The organism is Rhodococcus sp. PAE-6, from assembly GCF_025290685.1.
GTDB lineage: Bacteria > Actinomycetota > Actinomycetes > Mycobacteriales > Mycobacteriaceae > Rhodococcus > Rhodococcus pyridinivorans.
This window is the reverse complement of record NZ_JAOCLZ010000007.1, coordinates 128,032-146,541: the sequence shown is the minus strand read 5'-3', so window position 1 is coordinate 146,541 and position 18,510 is coordinate 128,032. Positions and strand designations below refer to the sequence as shown.

Genomic DNA, 18,510 nt, shown 5'->3' with positions numbered 1-18,510 from the left:
CGGTGTCACGCACCGACCGCCGAGAAGGCGGTGCTCACGCACCGACACCCGTCACGAACCGCCCGCGGCTACGTGATGGGCACCGGTTCGAGGATCTCCGGCCGGGCCTCCGGGGCCGCTGCCCGGAGCGCGTCCGCGGATTCGTCGTCGGGTCGGTTCTGCGACTCGATCTCCGCCTCGACGCGCGCCCGGTAGGTCGCGACTTCCCGGTCGATCGTCGCGTCGTCCCAGCCGAGGACCGGAGCGACCAGCCGGGCCGTCTGCTCCGCACAGTGCAGCCCGCGGTGCGGGTATTCGATCGAGATCCGGGTCCGGCGCGCCAGGAGGTCCTCGAGATGTAGGGCTCCTTCGGCCGCAGCGCCGTAGACCATCTCGACCTGCAGGTACTGGGGGGCATCGGTCAGCGGTTCGAGCAACTCGGGCCGGCCCTTCGCAAGGCTCAGCACGTCCTCGACGAGGGAGCCGTAGCGGTCGAGCAGATGCTTGACGCGGTAGGGATGCAGACCGTACTGCTCGGCGAGATGCATGGTCTGGTTGACCAGCGCGAAGTACCCGTCGGCCCCGACAAGGGGCACCTTCTCGGTGATCGACGACGCGATCCGGGCCGGGATGTCCTCGGCCGCGAGATCGACGGCGTCCTCGGCCATGACGCGGTAGGTCGTGTACTTGCCACCGGCGATCGCCACGAGCCCCGGCGCCACCCGCGCGACGGCGTGTTCACGCGAGAGCTTGGACGTCTCGTCGCTCTCCCCCGCCAGCAGCGGGCGCAGACCAGCGTAGACACCGTCGATGTCGTCGTGGGTGAGCGGGACGACGAGTACGCGGTTGACGTGGTCGAGGATGTAGTCGATGTCGGCCTTCGTCGCCGCCGGGTGCGCCAGGTCGAGATTCCAGTCGGTGTCGGTGGTGCCGATGATCCAGTGGTTGCCCCACGGGATGACGAACAGCACCGACTTCTCGGTACGCAGGATGATCGCCGAATCGCTGACGATCCGGTCGCGGGGCACGACGATGTGCACGCCCTTCGACGCGCGGACCCGGAATGGGCCGCGCTGCCGCGACAACGACTGGATCTCGTCGGTCCACACACCGGTCGCGTTGATCACCGCGTGCGCTCGCACCTCGGTGACCGAACCGTCCTCGCTGTCGCGCACCCGCACACCCGACACGCGGTCGGCCTCGCGCAGGAAACCGACGACCTGCGTCGACGTACGCACCACCGCACCGTAGTGCGCGGCCGTCCGCGCGACGGTCATGGTGTGCCGGGCGTCGTCGACGACCGTGTCGTAGTAGCGGATTCCGCCGACGAGCGAATTGCGCTTGAGACCGGGAACCATCCGTAGGGCGCCCGAGCGGGTCAGGTGCTTCTGCGCCGGAACGGACTTCGCGCCACCGAGACGGTCGTAGAGGAAGATGCCCGCCGCGACGTAGGGCCGCTCCCACACCCGATGGGTGAGCGGGAAGAGGAACTTCAACGGCCTGACCAGGTGCGGGGCCAGGGTCGTCAATGCGAGTTCGCGCTCGCGCAAGGCTTCTCGCACCAGACCGAATTCGAGCTGTTCGAGATAGCGCAGGCCGCCGTGGAACATCTTCGACGACCGGCTCGACGTGCCGGACGCGAAGTCGCGGGCCTCGACGAGAGCGACTCGCAGGCCCCGGGTCGCGGCGTCGAGTGCTGCTCCCGCCCCGACGACACCACCGCCGATGACGACGACGTCGAACTGTTCGGTGGCGAGACGACGCCAGGCGTCGGCGCGCTGTTGCGGTCCGAGGAGTTGCACACCCGATTGGTTGGTCACCGCACCTGCTCCCGTGAGTCGTCGACGTATCCCGATCAAGGGTAGTAGCTTCGGACCCGCAGCGCGCAGCGGAAGCGTTGCCGAACCGAGCCGTCCCCTTCACCCGAGGATCACCTGTGAACCAGTTCATCGCGGCGATCGACCAGGGCACCACGTCCAGCCGGTGCATCATCTTCGACCACGACGGGCGCATCGTCTCGCTCGCGCAGAAGGAACACCGCCAGTTCCTCCCGCGGTCGGGATGGGTCGAACACGACCCGGAAGAGCTGTGGCTCAACACCCGTGAAGTGGTCGCCGCAGCACTCGCCAAAGCGGATCTGCGACGCAACGACGTCGCGGCGATCGGCCTGACGAACCAGCGCGAGACCACGGTGGTGTGGGACCGCACCACCGGAAAACCGGTGTACAACGCGATCGTCTGGCAGGACACCCGCACCGACAGGCTCGTCGAGGAGCTTGCCGGCGACGCCGGGCCCGACCGCTACCGCGAGATCACCGGACTACCGCTGTCGACCTATTTCGCCGGACCGAAGGTGCGGTGGATCCTCGACAACGTCGACGGTGCCCGAGAGCGCGCCGAGGCCGGCGACCTCGCGTTCGGCACCATCGACAGCTGGATACTGTGGAATCTCACCGGTGGTGTCGGCGAGGAGGGTCAGCCACCCGGACTGCACATCACCGATGTGACCAACGCCTCCCGGACGCTGCTGATGAATCTCGGGACACAGCAGTGGGATCCGGCGATCTGTGCCGAACTCGGCATCCCGGAGTCGATGCTGCCTGAGATCCGCAGTTCGTCGGAGGTGTACGGGCACGCCCGCGAGCGCGGACCGCTCGCCGGGGTCCCGGTCGCCGGCATCCTCGGCGACCAGCAGGCCGCGACCTTCGGCCAGGGCTGCCTGTCCCCCGGCGAGGCGAAGAACACCTACGGCACCGGCAACTTCCTGCTGCTCAACACCGGCACGACCCCGGTGCGCAGCGAGCACGGCTTGATCACCACCGTCTGTTATCGCATAGGTGACGCCCCCGCGGTCTACGCCCTCGAAGGTTCGGTGGCCGTGACCGGTTCGCTCGTGCAGTGGCTGCGCGACAATCTCGGGTTGATCCGGTCCGCCGACGAGATCGAAGCGCTCGCCACGAGCGTCCCCGACAACGGCGGGGCGTATTTCGTGCCGGCCTTCTCGGGATTGTTCGCGCCGCGCTGGCGACCCGACGCCCGCGGCGTCATCGCCGGCCTGACGCGCTTCGTCGAGAAGGGCCACCTCGCGCGGGCGGCGCTCGAGGCGACGGCCTACCAGACGCGGGAGGTCATCGAGGCGATGAACGCCGACTCCGGGGTCGACCTGCGCACCCTCAAGGTCGACGGCGGCATGGTCGCCAACGATCTGCTCATGCAGTTCCAGTCCGACATCCTCGGTGTGCCGGTGGTACGACCCACCGTTTCCGAGACCACCGCACTCGGCGCCGCCTACGCGGCCGGTCTCGCCGTCGGCTTCTGGGAGGACGAGGAGGACATCCGCCGCAACTGGACCGCGGACCGCACGTGGGAGCCGGCGATGCCGGTCGACGAACGCGAGCGCCTGTTCGGCGAATGGAACAAGGCGGTCGAACGCACCTACGACTGGGCCTGAGCAGGGCGGGATCGCCGCGAATCCCGCCCCGTCCGGTGCCTAGTCCAGATCGTCGTGGCGCATCAGCTGGCGGGCGGCCTCGGTGACCGATCCGCTCAGCGACGGGTAGACCGAGAAGGTCTGCGCGAGGTCGTTGACCGACAGGTTGTTCTGCACCGCCAACGCTATGGGAAGGATGAGCTCGGACGCGGTCGGGGCGACGACCACACCGCCGATGACCACACCGGTCGCGGGGCGGCAGAAGATCTTCACGAAACCGCGCCGCAGGCCGGACATCTTGGCGCGCGGGTTGGTGTTGAGCGGGAGCATGACTGTGCGGGCGGGCACCTCGCCCTTGTCGATCGTCGCCTGACTGACACCGACGGCGGCGATCTCGGGACGCGTGAACACTGCGGCCGCAACGGTTTTCAGCTTGATGGGGCTCACGCCTTCGCCGAGCGCGTGGTAGATCGCGATGCGGCCCTGCATGGCCGCGACCGACGCGAGCGGCAGCAGTCCGGTGCAGTCGCCCGCGGCGTAGATGCCGGGGACGGCGGTACGGGAGACGCGGTCGACGGGAAGGTAACCGCCCCGGTCGAGTTCGAGCCCGACCTTGTCGAGACCGAGATCCCGGGTGTTGGGCACCGAGCCGACGGTCATCAGCACATGGCTGCCCTCGACGATGCGGCCGTCGGCGAGGAGCACGCGGACGCCGTCCTCGGTGCGTTCGACCCGGTCGGCGCGGGCGTGCTTGACGAGGGTCACACCGCGCTCGGTGAGGACGTCCTCGAGCACGAGAGCCGCGTCCTCGTCCTCGTGCGGCAGGATCCGGTCGCGGCTCGACACGACGGTGACCTGCACGCCGACCTCGGTGTAGGCGGAGACGAACTCGGCGCCGGTGACACCCGAACCGACGACGACGAGGTGCTCGGGAAGCTTCTCGAGGTCGTAGAGCTGACGCCAGGTGAGGATCCGCTCACCGTCCGGCTCCGCGCCCGGCAGGACACGCGGGCTCGCGCCGGTGGCGATCAGCACGACGTCGGCGTCGAGCACCTTTTCCTCGCCGGTCAGCAGCTTGGCGCGCACCTGATGGGCGGCCATGCCGGGCTGCGCGTCGACGAGTTCGCCGTAACCGGAGAACAACTTCACCCCGGCGGCCTCGAGCTTGGTGCGGATGTCGGAGGACTGCGCGCGGGCGAGGCTCTTCACACGGCCGTGCACCTGCGGCAACGACACCTCGGCACGGTCGAGTTCGATGCCCAGGTCGGCGGCGCGGCGCATGTCGGTGCGCACGCCGGTCGAGGCGATGAAGGTCTTGGAGGGGACGCAGTCGAAGAGCACGCAGGCGCCACCGATCCCGTCCGAATCGATCAGTGACACCGTCGCGCCGTACTGGGAGGCCACCAGCGCCGCCTCGTATCCTGCGGGGCCGCCGCCGATGATGACGATCCGGGTCATTGTTCTCCTCTGTATCGATTCCGAAGGGTGCCGGGTCGGGCTGCACGTGAGCGCCTGGTGGGCACACACGTGGTCTCAACGCTATGCCAATGCCCCCACCTCGCGCACAGGGACCGGTGGACCCGGCACGCAACGGCCCCCCGATAACTCCTCGTCCGTCCCTGCGCCGCCCCTCCGACGACTCCGGTGGACGACGGGTTAGCCTTATCCTCGTGCCGATCTACGCCGCCTACGGGTCCAACATGCATCCGGAGCAGATGCTGACGCGCTGCCCGCATTCGCCGATGGCGGGAACCGGGTGGTTGCACGGTTGGCGACTGACCTTCGCCGGCGCCGACATCGGCTGGGAGGGCGCCCTCGCGACAGTCGTCGAGGATTCGGACGCGAAGGTGTTCGTCGTGCTCTACGACGTGCCGGAGGACGACGAACGCAGCCTCGACCGCTGGGAGGGAGCCGAACTCGGTTTCCACCGCAAGATCCGCGTGCGCGTCGACACGGCCGACGGTCCGGTCCTCGCGTGGCTGTACGTCGTCGACGGATACGAGGGCGGCCTGCCGTCGGCACGCTATCTGGGCGTGATGGCCGACGCGGCCGAGATCGCCGGGGCCCCCGCCGAATACGTTCGGGATCTGCGTACCCGCAACAGTCGCAATGTGGGTCCGGGGCGTCCCGACGGCTTCTAGACGCCGGCCTTCCTACCCTCCGGGATAGAAGGGCACCGGTCGCCGGACGCTCACCGTCACCGGGTCGCCCGCCTGCAGACCGTGCAGGGTGGTGCACAGGGCACGGACGGCGATTCCCATCCCCTCGACCCGCACTTCGCTGTGTGCGCCGCCGAATGCCGTGTCGCGCACAGTGAACGATCCGGCAGCAGGGCACTTCGTCGGCGCTGCCCCGACTTCGATCTGTTCCGGTCGCAGCAGGACGCGACCCACGCCGTGTCCGGGTGAGACGAGCTGAACCTTCCCGAGCGGGGTCTGCGCGCAGTCGCCGAACGCCTCGGCCTCGAGTATGATCGCCTCCCCCACGAACTCGCCCACCGCGACGGATGCCGGTCTCCCGTAGACCTCCTCGGGCGAGCCCACCTGGGCGATCCGGCCGTCGAGCATCACCGCCAGCCTGTCGGCCATGGCCAAGGCCTCCGTCTGGTCGTGGGTCACGAGCACCGCCGCGACCGACTGTTCGCGCAGCAGCGTACGGACATCCGCGCGCAGACTCGCGCGCAGACCGGCGTCGAGCGCGCTGAACGGCTCGTCGAGCAGGACCACGGACGGTCGCGGTGCCAGTGCACGAGCCAGAGCGATCCGCTGCTGTTGCCCGCCGGAGAGCGCGCTCGGCTTACGGTGCCCGACTCGCGGAAGACCGACGAGATCCAGTAGCTCCTCGACCCGGCGTCGATGTTCCTCCCGCGCACCTCCGCGCCACGGCCGGTTCGCTCGCCCCAGACCGTAGCCGATGTTGCGCGCCACGTTCAGATGCGGGAACAACGCGCCTTCCTGCGGCACGAGGCCCACCCCGCGACGTTCGGGCGGCACGTCGGTCACGGTCACGTCGTCTACGGAGACCCGTCCCGACGCTGCGGGATGCAGCCCAGCCGCCACTCGCAACAGTGTGGTCTTGCCGCCACCCGACGGTCCGAGGACGGCGAGCAGGTCGCCGCGCGGCACGTCGAGGGTCACATCGGTGACGACTTCGGCGGCGCCGTATCGCGCGGATACATTCTCGATGGTCAGACCGGTCACTCTTCGCCTCCACTTTCCGCGTCGACCCGGCCGCGCAACAGACGTCCCAGCACGAGCGACGGCAGTGCCGCGATGAGGACGAGGATCACCGCATAGGGTGCTGCCGAGCCGTACGCGAGGGTTTCGGTATGTCGCCACATCCCAGTCGCGAGCGTGTCGTGCCCGATGGGGACGAGCAGCAGCGTCGCAGGCAGTTCCTTGGCGATGGTCAGGAATGCCAATGCCGCACCGGCGACCACGCCGGGTGCGGCGATCGGGATCGTCACCCGCAGTCCGGTGAGCAATCGTCCGGAACCGAGAGTTGCGGACGCATCTTCGAGACCCCGGGGGATCGCGGCGACCGCCGCATGGATCGACCCCACCGCGAGAGGGAGGAACAGGACCGCGTAGGCGATCACCAGCATCGGGGTCTGCTGGTACCACTGCGGGAGCAGTCGGATGCCGAAGAACACGAGCGCCAGACCGACGGTGATGCCGGGCAGCGCGAAGCCGATGTAGGCGGCGCTCTCGGTGAAGCGGGACAATCGGGAGTGCGACCGTGCGGCGTAGATGCCCACCGGAAGTGCGAGCACCGTGGTCAGCAACGCACCGAGCGCGGACACCCACAGAGTGTAGGTGGTGGCGGTCCAGATACCGGACCAGTCGACCGCGATCTGCTGCGACCTCCACAACCAGCGGGCCAGGCCCGCGACCGGAACTCCCACGCTCACGACGAGCAGAGCGGCGAGGAAGCCGATCGCCGGCCATCGCCGTGAGCCGAGCATCACGGGTTCGGCCGTGCGCGCGGTACCGGATCCGATCCGCGCGGTGGCGCCGCGGCGCGCTCTCCGTTCGGCGACCGTCAGCACCACGGCGATCGCGACCAGCACGAGGCCGAAGACAGCGGCGGGCGTGCGATCGAGAAGTCCCCGGTAACTTCCGTAGATCGCCAGGGTGAACGCTTCGTAGCGCATCAATGCGACGGCGCCGAAGTCGCTGAGCGTGTAGAGCGCGACGAGCAGTCCGCCCGCCGCCGCGGTCGGCCAAACCTGCCGCAAGGTGACGGTGAGGATGGCGGTCAGCCGGGACCGGCCGAGAGTGCGGGCCACTTCCTCGAGCCCCGGGTCGGCCGAGGCGAGTGCCGCCGCCACAGGCAGATAGACGTAAGGAAAGGACGCGCAGGTCAGGACGAGGGCAGCACCGACGAAACCTTCGAGCGCGGGGAACTGGGCGATCCAGACGAAGCCCGACACGTACGAGGGGATCGCCAAGGGCAGACTCAGGGCCAACGCGAACCAGCGACGGCCGGGGAGATCCGTGCGGGTCGTCAACCATGCTGCGGCGAGCCCCAGGATCAGGCAGGCCACCGTGACCGTCACGGCGAGCGCGCCGCTGCGCCACACCAGTTCGAGAGTGCGTGGCCGGAACACGAGCGAGAAGACCCGCTCGGGGCCGTCCGCGAACGCGCGCATCACCAGGTGCACGACAGGTGCGAGCGCGAACACGGCGACACCCAGCGCAGCCGTGGCCAAGATCGGCCGGCCGTGTCGGGTGCCGTCGCGCGGGGTAACGAGGGTGATCAGATGAATTCCAGTTCCTGCAGGAGCGCCTGTGTCTCGGCCAAGGACGCCAGTTCGGCCAGTTCGATGTCGGAGGTCCCGATCTCGGAGAGCGGACGCAGGTCGGTCTGGGTTTCGGTCCCCTCGACTATCGGATACTCCGCGGTCTCGTCGGCGAAATAGGTCTGCGACTCGGGCGAGAGCAACGCTGCCACGAACTGCTCGGCCTGCTCGCGCTGGTCGGTAGTGGCGAGCACCGCGGCGCCGGCGATGTTCACCAGGGCACCGGGATCGCCCGCGTCGAAGAAGTGGAGCTGCACGGCAAGGTTGTCGGCGCCCTTCTCGTCCGCGAGCCCGTACCAGTAGTAGTGATTGGTGAGGCCGAGGGTCACCTGGCCGGTGTCGACGCCCTCCATGAGAGGTCCGTTGCCTTCGAAGGCGACCGGTTCGTTGGCCTTGAACGCCTCGAGCCATTCGCGGGCACCGTCCTCGCCCCGGGAGACACGGAGTCCGGTCACGAACGACTGGAACGACGCATTGGTCGGCGCGAAGCCCACCTGGCCCTTCCACTTCGGGTCGAGGAGCCCGTCGATCCCGCTCGGCAGGTCCTGCGGCTGCACCTTGTCGTCGTTGTAGACCAGGACGCGAGCCCGTGCAGAGGTGGCGACCCAGGTGCCGTCCTCCGCGCGGTAGTTCTCGGGCACCTGATTCGTCACACTCGCGGGCAGCTGCTCGAGCAGACCCGAACGGTCGAGCAGACCGAGCGCGCCGGCATCCTGGCTGAAGACCACATCGGCGGGCGATGCGGCACCTTCTTCGACGAGCTTGCCCGTGATCTCCGGCGTGCCGCCGTAGACGACGTCGATCGGGAAACCGAGAGTGCCTTCGAGTTGTTCGACGAGCGGGCCCACCAGGTTCTCGCTACGCCCGGAATAGAGCGTGAGCGCCTCCCCGTTCGAAGCGTCCGGGGTGGTGTCGCCCGAGCCGCTGTCGCTGCACGCGGCGAGAACGGCGACGAGCGTGGCTGCCGTCAGCCCTGCGCCGATCCGGTGTCGAAGGGACATCGATTCCTCCTGGTATGGGTGAGCTCACACATCCTACCGTTCAGGTAAGCCTGAGCTTATTTCGGGCTGCGTCACGCAGCGCCGAGAACCAGATTCGTCATCACCCGCACACCCACGGCCAGCGCCCGCTCGTCGAGATCGAAGGTGGGCTGGTGGATGTCGAGTTCGGGCCCGACCCCCGGCCACACCCCGAGCCGCCCCATGGCGCCGGGGACGTGTTCGAGATACCACGAGAAGTCTTCTCCCCCACCGGATTGTGGGGTGTCCGCGAGGGCGTCGGGGCCGGTCGCGCGGATCGCGTCCTCGAACATGCGCGCCGACACCTCGTCGTTGACCACCGGCGGCACGCCGCGGCGATAGTTCAGTTCGTAGCTGACACCGGTGGGCGCGAGCAGACCGTGCACGATCTCGCGGACCATCGGTTCGAGCAGCTGCCAGGTGTCGTGGTCGCCGGTGCGGACGGTGCCCGCGAGCATGCCGGTGCGCGGGATCGCGTTCGGTGCCTTGCCGGCGCTGACCGCACCCCACACCATGACGGTGCCGGTGCGCGGATCGATGCGACGGCTGAGCATGCCGGGAAGACCCGTGATGACGGCACCGAGGCCGTAGACGAGATCGCCGGTCAGGTGCGGCCGGGAGGTGTGCCCACCGGGTGAGTCGAGGACGAGTTCGACAGTGTCGGCCGCCGAGGTGATCGCCCCGACCCGCATACCGACCTTGCCCGCCTCGAGACGAGGGTCGCAGTGCAAGGCGAAGATCCGCGCGACCCCGTCGAGTCCGCCCGCCGCGACGACGTCGAGCGCTCCGCCCGGCATGACCTCCTCCGCGGGCTGGAAGACCAGCCGGACACCGATCGGCAATTCGGGCATCGAGGCCAGCGCCAGACCTGCACCGAGCACGACGGTGGTGTGGGCGTCGTGCCCACACACGTGCGAGACACCGGGGACGGTGGATTCGAACGGCAGACCGGTGGCCTCCTGCATCGGCAGGGCGTCCATGTCTGCACGCAGGGCGATGCGCGGTCCGCCGGTCGGACCGAGATCGCAGATCAGGCCGGTGCCGCGAGGCAGGACCTTCGGCTCCAGTCCGGCCGCGCGCAGGTGCTTCGCGACGAACTCGGTGGTGGCGTACTCCTGCCGGGCGAGCTCGGGATTCGCATGGATGTGACGGCGCCAGAGCGAGAGGTCCTCGGTGTGGCGGTCCAACCACTTCTCGACGTAGGGGTTCATCGACGGCCGGCCTGTTCGAGGAGCCGTGCCCGGTGGACCGGATCGGTCGCCGCGCGTACGGCGGTCGCTGCGAGCGCACGCGCTCCGTCGAGTACTGCCCGATCGGCGGACTCGGTGACACACGCGGCCGCGAATGCAGCCTGATGTGTCACCGCGCCACCGGAGTCGAGTCCGATGACCGGATGGATTCCCGGCACCACGTTCGTCACGTTTCCCATGTCGGTACTGCCCAGGGGGCGCGCTCCTTCCTCCTCGACGGGCAGCGGTCGGCGCCCGAGATCGATGATCTCCTCACGATATGCCTGCACCAGCCACGGATCGGGAGTGAGTTCGGTATAGGTCGGCGAGACCGTCCGGATCCGGTGGTTGCATCCGGTGGCCAGCGCCCCGGCGGCGAAGCAGTTGCGTGCGCGGTCGACGAGGTCGTCGAGGAGTTCGCTCGTCCCGGCCCGCAGGTAGTACAGCAGTTCGGTGTGGCTGGGCACGATGTTCGGTGCCGTCCCGCCCTGCGCGACGATGCCGTGGATCTGTTGCCCGGGATGCAGGTGCTGCCGCAGCAGTCCGACCGCGACCTGGGCGACGGTCGCAGCGTCGGCAGCGTTGAGCCCGTATTCGGGGGCCGCGGAGGCGTGCGCCTCGCGGCCGTCGTACTCGACGGCGATGTCGGCGAGGGCGAGCGACGTCGCCCCGGTGATGTCGAACGGGCCGGGATGCACCATCATCGCCGCACCGACGCCGTCGAAGACGCCGCGTTCGAGCATGAGGACCTTGCCGCCGCCGGTTTCCTCCGCGGGGGTTCCGATGACGCGGACGGTCACGTCGAGTTCGTCGGCGAGCGCAGCGAGACCGATCCCGGCGCCCACGGCCGACGCCGCGATGATGTTGTGGCCGCACGCGTGCCCGATGCCCGGCAGTGCGTCGTACTCGGCGCAGAACGCGAGGACGAGTTCGCCGCTGCCGAACCGCGCATCGAAGGCGGTGGGCAGGTCGGCGATGCCGGTGGTGACCTCGAAATCGTGGTCGCGCAGCACCTCGACGATCTTTGCGGCGCTCCGGTGTTCCTCGAACGCGAGTTCCGGTTCGGCGTGGATGGAATGCGACAGGCCGACGAGGGTGTCGGAAGCAGCCTCGATCGCCGTGGCGTAGTCGGTCGTCACGGGGTCCAGTCTGTCATGCTCACCGCGTCCCGATCGATCGGCGCGTACGACCGGTTCGTCGACTTCGCGGCGGGGCGATCAGCCGAACCGGAAGTTCGACGCGTCGGTCCGGATCTCCAGTGCCGAGATCAGCGGCGCGTGCAGACCGCGCTTGATGCCCGACAGATTCGGCCCGCGGGTGGCGGTGAGCGCCGCTGCGCGCTCGACCGCCGTTGAGAGCACGGCGTCACCGGTGACGGCCTGCTCGGCGATGCCCGCGGCCACGGCGTCCTCACCGCCGTAGCGACGGCCGGTGGTGATGGCCTCGACCGCCGTCTGGATCGGCAGGCGGGAACGGATCAGCGCGGACATCCCGACGGTGAACGGCATGTTCAGCTGCACCTCGGGCAGACACCAGTAGCCGCGGTCGCCGCGCATCACCCGGAAGTCGTGCACGAGCGCGAGCATCGCGCCGGCACCGAAGGCGTGCCCCTGCACGGCCGCGACCGTCGCCGCCGGGAAGGTGAGCAGCCGCACATAGAGGGCGTGGACGGAGTCCAGATAGCCCGGCAGATCCGGCAGGTTCGCGCCGACCCAGTCGATGTCGAGTCCGTTGCTCCAGAACTTTCCGGTCGCCGCGGTCACGAGGGCGGCGGGTCCGTCGTGCGCTTCCACCTCGTCGAGGAGGGAGTGGATCGCGGCGAGACGATCGGGGTGGAACCGGTTCTCGGAGACCTCCGCGTCACGGTCACCGAGATGCAGGACGAAGACGTCGCCGTCACGTTCGAGGTAAGGCATGCGCGTCAGCATACCGCGCCTACTTACCCACGAGTAACAAGCTGTGAGCGATTAGGGTCCGATGCCATGGGAGAACCCGATCACGTCTTCGACCCCACCGCGGCCGCCGACGCCGCAGCCGCCGCTCTCGCCGAACGGACGGGGGTCGCCGAACACTCCGTCGCCGTCGTCCTCGGGTCCGGCTGGCGGGCCGCAGTCGAGAGTTTCGGCATCCCCGTCGCCACGATCCCGATGAGCGAGCTGCCCGGCTTCGCACCGCCGACGGCGGCAGGGCATGCCGGGAACATCCACTCCGTGCGCGCCGGTGACAACGCCGTCCTCGTCCTCGCCGGCCGCATCCACGCCTACGAGGGGCACGACCTCGCCCGCGTCGTCCATCCCGTGCGCACGGCAGTCGCAGCGGGTGCCCGCACCGTCGTCCTCACCAATGCGGCGGGCGGCATCGATCCCGAGTTCTCCGTGGGACAACCGGTTCTCATCTCGGACCATCTCAATCTCACCGGTCGCTCGCCGCTGGTGGGTGCCCAGTTCGTCGACCTCGTCGACGCCTACTCGCCGGATCTTCGTGCACTCGCCTGCGAGATCGATCCGTCGCTGCGCGAAGGGGTCTACGCCGGTCTGCCCGGGCCGCACTACGAGACCCCGGCGGAGATCCGGATGCTGCGCACCCTCGGCGCCGACCTCGTCGGCATGTCCACGGTCCACGAGACCATCGCGGCGCGCGCGGCCGGAGCGCGCGTGCTCGCGGTCTCGCTGGTGACCAACGCCGCGGCCGGCATCACCGGCGCTCCCCTCGACCACACCGAGGTACTGGCCGCGGGTCGTGCGGCCGCGACCCGGATGGGCGATCTTCTGCGCGATCTGGCGGCCCGGCTGTGACGCTGCGATTCGGCACCGCGGGGTTGCGCGGCCCGGTCGGCGACGGACCGGACTGCATGAACGTACCCGTCGTCGTCCGCACCACCGCCGGACTCGCGGCGTGGCTCGAGGCGAACGGGCAGGGCGACGGCACCGTCGTCGTCGGCCGCGACGCCCGTACGGGCTCGGCGGAATTCCACACCGCCGCGGCAGAGGTTCTCGCCGCGGCCGGCTTCGAGGTCGTCGCCTTCGGAGAGCCGCTCCCCACCCCGGTGACCGCCTTCGCGGTACGGGCGCTGGGCGCCGTTGCGGGCGTGCAGATCACGGCATCGCACAATCCCGCCGCCGACAACGGGTACAAGGTCTATCTCGCCGACGGAGCGCAACTGGCCGCACCCGCCGATCGGGAGATCGAAACGGCGATCGACGCCGTCGGTTCCGCCGCGGACGTGCCCCGGATGCCGGTCGCGCCGTCGGGTGACGACCTCGTCGACCGCTATCTCGCCCGGGTCGCGTCGCTCCCCCGCTCACCGCACCGAGGCATGCGCATCGCCCTGACGGCACTGCACGGTGTCGGCGGCGAGATGGCAGTCGCGGCCCTGCGTTCCGCGGGATTCGACGACATCCACGTCGTGGCGTCCCAGTTCGCACCCGACCCGGCGTTTCCCACCGTCGCCTTCCCCAACCCCGAGGAACCGGGCGCAACAGAGGCTCTGCTCGCGCTGGCGGCCGAGGTCGACGCCGACATCGCCCTGGCGCTCGATCCCGATGCCGATCGTTGCGCCGTCGGTGTCCCGGGCCCGCGGGGATGGACGATGCTGCGCGGCGACGAGACCGGGGTCCTGCTCGGCGACCGGATCCTCGCGTCGTCACCGCCCGGCTCACTGGTCGCGACCACCATTGTCTCGTCGACCATGCTGGGGCGACTCGCGACCGCACGCGGCGCGCGATATGCGCAGACGCTCACGGGTTTCAAGTGGCTCGCCCGCGCCGGTGACGGCCTCGTCTACGCGTACGAGGAGGCGATCGGGCACTGCGTCGATCCGGACGCTGTGCGCGACAAGGACGGCATCGCGACCGCCGTCATGGTCGCCGACTACGCGGCCGATTTGAAGCAGGCCGGCCGGACACTGCTCGACGCACTCGACGACCTGCATCGCGAACTCGGTGTCCACGTCGGCGATCAGGTGTCGATCCGCGTCGACGACCTGCAGCGCATCGGCACCGTGATGACGCGACTGCGTGCGGAGCCGCCGACGACCCTCGCGGGTCTGGAGGTGACCGCGACCGATCTCGCCGAGAGCCCGGGACCGATGCACACCGACGCTCTCGTCTTCGAGAGTCGCGAGGACGTCGCGGGCGGGCCGAGGGTGCGCGTGGTGGTGCGCCCCTCGGGCACCGAACCGAAGCTCAAGGTCTACCTGGAGGTGGTCACGGAGCGGGACCGCCCGGCGGCGGAAGCGATACTCGACGCCCTGCGCGGATGGGCGGCCTCGCTCGGTGACGAGAACCCCTGACCCGGCCGGATCCGGCCGGGTCAGGATCCGATTCGATCAGACCTGCTGCTGCAATCAAACCTGCTGCGGCACACCGTAAGTGACGACGGTGTTCCGGTCGGCGGTGACAGCCTTCAGGTACGGACGGATCATCACCGGCCCGATGGCTCCCGAGACCGAGCCGTGCACGCCGGCGATCCGGATGGTCGTCGAGCTGCCGTCGAACTCGAAGCCCTCGACGATCGGGACGGACGTGATGCCGCCCGGCTCGAGCGGGATCTCGATCTCCTGGGACGGGATGATGTCGCCGCTGAGCGAACCACCCGCCTCCAAGCCGAGATCGAGCGAGGCACCACCTTCGTTGTCGAGCGAGAGGCCGATGGCCGCACCGTTGTCCACACCCCAGGACAGGCTCGGAGTGATGACGGTGACCGTCGCCCCCGGCAGCGCGACCGGGTAGCCGACCTGGAAACCGACCTCCACCGCCGTCCCGACGAAGTTCGCCGCGTTCGGACCGGTGATCCGAACGGTAGCAATCTCGTCGTGGAAGAACTCGACACTCAGCGGTGAGCTGTCGAGCGGCGGCACCGACTGTGTCGAGGTGTCGGCCTGGATCACTTCGATCGCGTGCCCTCCGTCCAACGGGAGGATGCGCGAGTTGTCGACAGCGGCCGCAGCCGTGCCGTGACTCGTCACTGCGGCGAGGACGGCGACCGCGCCCACCGAAGCCGCTCTGACACTTCCACGAATCAGATTGCGGGAGAGGATTCTTGCCATTCCGCCGACCCCATCTCTGGCTGTACCTACGCAGTGGACTTCACACGGAGCACACCGAGCGTAAGAAGAAATCGAGACCTGCGGGTTGTTTTTCGATAACGAGATGACTGCGGTCGGGTGTCACATCCGTACCGTCAGTCACACGAGTAACACACGACGCGCGGTTTATCGCGGCCCGAACTGCCTGTCCCCCGCATCGCCGAGACCCGGCACGATGTACTTGTTCTCGTTGAGACCTTCATCGACCGACGCCGTGACCAACCGGACCGGATGACCCGAGGCAGCAAGGGCCTCGACGCCCTGCGGCGCCGCGACCACACAGATCGCGGTGATATCCGTGGCACCGCGCTGGGCGAGGATGTCGAGAGTGTGCACCATCGACCCCCCGGTCGCGAGCATCGGGTCGAGCACGAAGACGGGAAGACCCGACAGGTCCTCCGGCAACGACTCCAGATAGGGCACCGGCTCGAAGGTCTTCTCGTCACGAGCGAGACCGACGAAACCGACCTGCGCCTGGGGAATCAGGGCGTGGGCCTGTTCGACCATGCCGAGGCCGGCGCGAAGAACCGGGACGAGCAGCGGAGGCTGCTGCAACCGTACCCCCGTCGTCACCGCGACCGGCGTCTTGACGTCGAACGTCTCGGTGGGCGCATCGCGCACCGCCTCGTAGACGAGCATCTGGGTGAGCCGCCTCAACGCGTGCCGGAAGGCAGCGTTGTCGCTGCGTTCGTCGCGAAGGATGGTCAGGAGCGAAGCAGCGAGCGGATGGTCGACGACGAGCGAATCCATGTCCGAAGGATAGAACGACGGAACCGATCGGCAGTCGGGTGCGTCGAACCAGGCAGGGACGGAACCCTCCGAAGGTGCCGAATCCCACATCAACGACGCGAGAGGCGACGAGGTGACCGAGAACTCCGGTAGGGACGCGATACGGATCGACACGAGTGCCGTCGGGAGGTTCGGCGACGACGCCGTCGAACTCGCCGCGCGCCTGCACGAGGCCGCCGAACGGACACGGCACGGCGACCCCTCGGCGCTGAGCGCCGCACTGGGTCCGATCGGGGCACCCGTGCTCGCCGCTCTCACCGCGACCCACTCCGCGCACGTGCGCGATCTCGGCCGGCTCGGCGACCTGCTCGGCGGAATGGGAGACGCCGCGAAGGCCTCCGTGGCCGCCTACGAGCACACCACCGACGACACCGCCGCACGACTCGACTCCGTCGTGGAGTCACTGTGATCGGAGGGGATCTGCTCGTCGCTCCGCTGACCGGCCTGCTCGACGCGTTCGGCACCGCGCTGCCACCCGGCGTCGATCCGGGCGAGATGGTGCGCATCGGTGCGCAGTGGGCCGAGGAGGTACATGCGACCGGGCGCGACGCTGTCGCCGAGCTCGCCTGGGCCTGGGGTGGCCCGGCCGCCTCGCAGGCGATCGCGAGTGCCGAGCAGGTCCTCGCCGACGTCCTCGCGGCGGCCGATCGTGGGTCGGCACTGGCCGGGATCGCGCTCGAGGCGACCGTCACGGTGGTCACCGGTGCGGCCGAGATCGCTCGTCTCGTCGACTCGTTCGTCACCTTCGCCGAGCAGGCCGCACCCGCGACGTCGCTTCCACAGGGGCAGCTCGCGCTCCTCGCAGTGGCGATCGACCACCTCGTCGCCGGGCTGGACGTGCTGACACAGGTGACCGGAACGCTCGCGGAGCTGACGGATCGGGCGTCCGCACTCCTTCCACCCGAGCCCTCCGCTCCCCCGATCGACTCCGGCCACCATCCCGGCCCCGACCCGGCCGGCGACGAGCCACGTTCGCTCCACACCTTCGGTGGAGGGCTCTCGACGGGCGTGGAGGTGCGGCTTCCGGACGGCAGCGTCAGCCTGGCACCGAACGAGACCGCTGCGGCAGCGGTGCGTCACGCCCTCGCCCAGCAGGGCACCCCGTACGTGTGGGGCGGCACGAGTCCCGGCTCCGGCCTCGACTGCAGCGGACTGACGCAGTACGCCTACGCGCAGGCCGGGGTCGAACTGCCGCGGTTGGCCCAGGAACAGGACGTCGGCACACGGGTGGATCCTGCGGCCGCCCTGCCCGGAGACCTCGTCGTGTGGGACGGGCACGTGGCGATGGTGGTGGGCAACGGCCTCATGGTCGAGGCGGGCGACCCCGTCTCCGTGACGCCGATGCGCACCAGCAACGGTGGAATGGCCTTCCACGGTGTCTACCGCCCGACCGCCGGCTGATTCCGGAGAATCTCCGCACCGGGCGGGAACCGGCCGGGCTCGCGCTGCGTCCAACCCGATATGGACAGCACAACGACGGAACCGATCACGGCCACTGCCCACAACCGGGCCGGGACGATCTCGGTGCGCACGACGGACGGTGGACTACCCGTGGACCTTCGCATCGACCCCCGCGAGTTACGTTACGGAGCAAGGCAACTGGCCGATCAGATCCTCGCCTTGAACCGGCAGGCCGCTCTCGAGGCCGCGGTGGTCCGCGGCGAACGCCTCGCCGCCGAAGGTGTCCCCCGCGAGATCCTCGACCGGATGCGGCTGCCGTCCCGCGCCGACCTGGCGGACGGACCGACCGATCGTCGTGGAAGTCTCGTTCGATGAGCGAACCGATGGTGGAGGCGATCGTCGACCGAGCCCACGTCCGGCTCGATGCGCTCGAACGCACGGTGGAGAGGCTCGGCGCGGTCCGGGGCACCGCGAGCAGTCCCGACGGACGCGTGACCGCCCGTGTGGACGGTTCGGGAGCGCTCGAAGGACTCGAGCTGGCCGAGCCGATCGGCGGCACCAACCCCCGCGAACTGGCCGCGGTGATTCTCGCGACCGTGCACGACGCCGCACGGCAGGCCGCTGCCGCGCGCGTCTCCGCGATGGACGAGCTCCGCGCGGCCCTCGACGCGAGCGACGCCGGTCCGGTCGCCGTCGGTCACCACCCGGTCACCGTCGGCGACCGTCCGGTAACGCGATGAAACCGATAGCGAGCCGCCCCCGGCTATATTCTCGGC

18 protein-coding genes are annotated in these 18,510 nt (G+C 69.3%); 8 read left to right on the top strand and 10 right to left on the bottom strand.

Annotation, left to right across the window (positions count from 1 at the left end; translation table 11 throughout):
* Positions 1-68: 68 nt before the first annotated feature.
* Entirely contained in the window at positions 69-1,799 is a 1,731-nt protein-coding gene (gene glpD, locus NVV99_RS15735; protein ID WP_024101541.1) for a glycerol-3-phosphate dehydrogenase, read from the bottom strand.
* 116 nt (positions 1,800-1,915) lie between these two features.
* Between glpD and glpK the strand changes: the two genes are divergently transcribed.
* Positions 1,916-3,430: a glycerol kinase GlpK gene (gene glpK / locus NVV99_RS15730; protein ID WP_024101542.1), complete on the top strand. Its 1,515-nt coding sequence runs from the start codon at positions 1,916-1,918 to the stop codon at positions 3,428-3,430.
* 39 nt (positions 3,431-3,469) lie between these two features.
* Here the strand turns inward: glpK and NVV99_RS15725 are convergent, their stop codons facing one another.
* Positions 3,470-4,867, bottom strand: a complete 1,398-nt coding sequence (locus NVV99_RS15725; RefSeq protein WP_024101543.1) for an NAD(P)H-quinone dehydrogenase — start codon at positions 4,865-4,867, stop codon at positions 3,470-3,472.
* A gap of 212 nt (positions 4,868-5,079) precedes the next feature.
* On the opposite strand from NVV99_RS15725, the gene NVV99_RS15720 reads away from it, so the two are divergent.
* The gene (locus tag NVV99_RS15720; RefSeq protein ID WP_006550151.1) at positions 5,080-5,550 is read left to right on the top strand and encodes a gamma-glutamylcyclotransferase; all 471 of its coding nucleotides are present in this window, start codon (positions 5,080-5,082) and stop codon (positions 5,548-5,550) included.
* Between the two features lie 12 nt (positions 5,551-5,562).
* Here NVV99_RS15720 and NVV99_RS15715 read toward each other — a convergent pair whose 3' ends face one another.
* From NVV99_RS15715 to NVV99_RS15690, 6 genes are all read right to left on the bottom strand, one after another.
* The gene (locus tag NVV99_RS15715; RefSeq protein ID WP_024101544.1) at positions 5,563-6,609 is read right to left on the bottom strand and encodes an ABC transporter ATP-binding protein; all 1,047 of its coding nucleotides are present in this window, start codon (positions 6,607-6,609) and stop codon (positions 5,563-5,565) included.
* On the bottom strand, positions 6,606-8,120 hold the full coding sequence (locus NVV99_RS15710; protein ID WP_024101545.1) for an iron ABC transporter permease: 1,515 nt from the start codon (positions 8,118-8,120) through the stop codon (positions 6,606-6,608). Before NVV99_RS15710 ends, NVV99_RS15715 begins: the two co-directional genes overlap by 4 nt.
* A 47-nt stretch (positions 8,121-8,167) precedes the next feature.
* Positions 8,168-9,211 carry an iron ABC transporter substrate-binding protein gene (locus NVV99_RS15705; RefSeq protein WP_024101546.1) on the bottom strand — a complete coding sequence of 348 codons (1,044 nt, stop codon included), beginning with the start codon at positions 9,209-9,211 and terminating at the stop codon, positions 8,168-8,170.
* A gap of 71 nt (positions 9,212-9,282) precedes the next feature.
* Positions 9,283-10,440, bottom strand: a complete 1,158-nt coding sequence (locus NVV99_RS15700; RefSeq protein ID WP_006550147.1) for a M20 family metallopeptidase — start codon at positions 10,438-10,440, stop codon at positions 9,283-9,285.
* Positions 10,437-11,597, bottom strand: coding sequence for a M20 family metallopeptidase (locus tag NVV99_RS15695; RefSeq protein ID WP_024101547.1), 1,161 nt, complete (start codon positions 11,595-11,597; stop codon positions 10,437-10,439). The genes NVV99_RS15700 and NVV99_RS15695 overlap by 4 nt, the downstream gene beginning before the upstream one ends.
* Positions 11,598-11,675: 78 nt before the next feature.
* Positions 11,676-12,374 (bottom strand): enoyl-CoA hydratase/isomerase family protein, encoded by a 699-nt coding sequence (locus NVV99_RS15690; RefSeq protein ID WP_024101548.1) that lies wholly within the window; start codon positions 12,372-12,374, stop codon positions 11,676-11,678.
* Positions 12,375-12,440: 66 nt separating this feature from the next.
* On the opposite strand from NVV99_RS15690, the gene NVV99_RS15685 reads away from it, so the two are divergent.
* Positions 12,441-13,253 carry a purine-nucleoside phosphorylase gene (locus NVV99_RS15685; protein ID WP_006550143.1) on the top strand — a complete coding sequence of 271 codons (813 nt, stop codon included), beginning with the start codon at positions 12,441-12,443 and terminating at the stop codon, positions 13,251-13,253.
* Complete coding sequence (locus NVV99_RS15680; protein ID WP_024101549.1) at positions 13,250-14,749, top strand: phospho-sugar mutase; 1,500 nt, start codon at positions 13,250-13,252, stop codon at positions 14,747-14,749. The genes NVV99_RS15685 and NVV99_RS15680 overlap by 4 nt, the downstream gene beginning before the upstream one ends.
* Before the next feature lie 54 nt (positions 14,750-14,803).
* Here the strand turns inward: NVV99_RS15680 and NVV99_RS15675 are convergent, their stop codons facing one another.
* Together NVV99_RS15675 and upp are read right to left on the bottom strand one after the other, a co-directional pair.
* Positions 14,804-15,451 carry an MspA family porin gene (locus NVV99_RS15675; protein ID WP_019288540.1) on the bottom strand — a complete coding sequence of 216 codons (648 nt, stop codon included), beginning with the start codon at positions 15,449-15,451 and terminating at the stop codon, positions 14,804-14,806.
* A 219-nt stretch (positions 15,452-15,670) separates the two neighbouring features.
* Positions 15,671-16,294, bottom strand: a complete 624-nt coding sequence (upp, locus tag NVV99_RS15670) for a uracil phosphoribosyltransferase (protein ID WP_024101551.1) — start codon at positions 16,292-16,294, stop codon at positions 15,671-15,673.
* A 112-nt stretch (positions 16,295-16,406) separates the two neighbouring features.
* On the opposite strand from upp, the gene NVV99_RS15665 reads away from it, so the two are divergent.
* From NVV99_RS15665 to NVV99_RS15650, 4 genes are read left to right on the top strand one after another with little or no spacing between them, the layout of a single operon-like run.
* Complete coding sequence (locus tag NVV99_RS15665; RefSeq protein WP_024101552.1) at positions 16,407-16,742, top strand: type VII secretion target; 336 nt, start codon at positions 16,407-16,409, stop codon at positions 16,740-16,742.
* A complete protein-coding gene (locus NVV99_RS15660) occupies positions 16,739-17,734 on the top strand; it encodes a C40 family peptidase (RefSeq protein WP_024101553.1) in 996 nt (331 codons plus the stop codon). Before NVV99_RS15665 ends, NVV99_RS15660 begins: the two co-directional genes overlap by 4 nt.
* Before the next feature lie 60 nt (positions 17,735-17,794).
* Positions 17,795-18,109 carry a hypothetical protein gene (locus tag NVV99_RS15655; protein WP_006550134.1) on the top strand — a complete coding sequence of 105 codons (315 nt, stop codon included), beginning with the start codon at positions 17,795-17,797 and terminating at the stop codon, positions 18,107-18,109.
* Positions 18,106-18,474: a YbaB/EbfC family nucleoid-associated protein gene (locus tag NVV99_RS15650; protein ID WP_024101554.1), complete on the top strand. Its 369-nt coding sequence runs from the start codon at positions 18,106-18,108 to the stop codon at positions 18,472-18,474. Before NVV99_RS15655 ends, NVV99_RS15650 begins: the two co-directional genes overlap by 4 nt.
* Positions 18,475-18,510: the final 36 nt, after the last annotated feature.

Excerpts from the sequence above, each read along its gene's own strand:
- NVV99_RS15650 (WP_024101554.1), top strand. The coding sequence starts at position 18,106 with ATGAGCGAACCGATGGTGGAGGCGATCGTCGACCGAGCCCACGTCCGG.
- NVV99_RS15655 (WP_006550134.1), top strand. The coding sequence starts at position 17,795 with ATGGACAGCACAACGACGGAACCGATCACGGCCACTGCCCACAACCGG.
- NVV99_RS15690 (WP_024101548.1), bottom strand. The coding sequence starts at position 12,374 with ATGCCTTACCTCGAACGTGACGGCGACGTCTTCGTCCTGCATCTCGGT.
- NVV99_RS15700 (WP_006550147.1), bottom strand. The coding sequence starts at position 10,440 with ATGAACCCCTACGTCGAGAAGTGGTTGGACCGCCACACCGAGGACCTC.
- NVV99_RS15705 (WP_024101546.1), bottom strand. The coding sequence starts at position 9,211 with ATGTCCCTTCGACACCGGATCGGCGCAGGGCTGACGGCAGCCACGCTC.
- NVV99_RS15725 (WP_024101543.1), bottom strand. The coding sequence starts at position 4,867 with ATGACCCGGATCGTCATCATCGGCGGCGGCCCCGCAGGATACGAGGCG.
- NVV99_RS15685 (WP_006550143.1), top strand. The coding sequence starts at position 12,441 with ATGGGAGAACCCGATCACGTCTTCGACCCCACCGCGGCCGCCGACGCC.
- upp (WP_024101551.1), bottom strand. The coding sequence starts at position 16,294 with ATGGATTCGCTCGTCGTCGACCATCCGCTCGCTGCTTCGCTCCTGACC.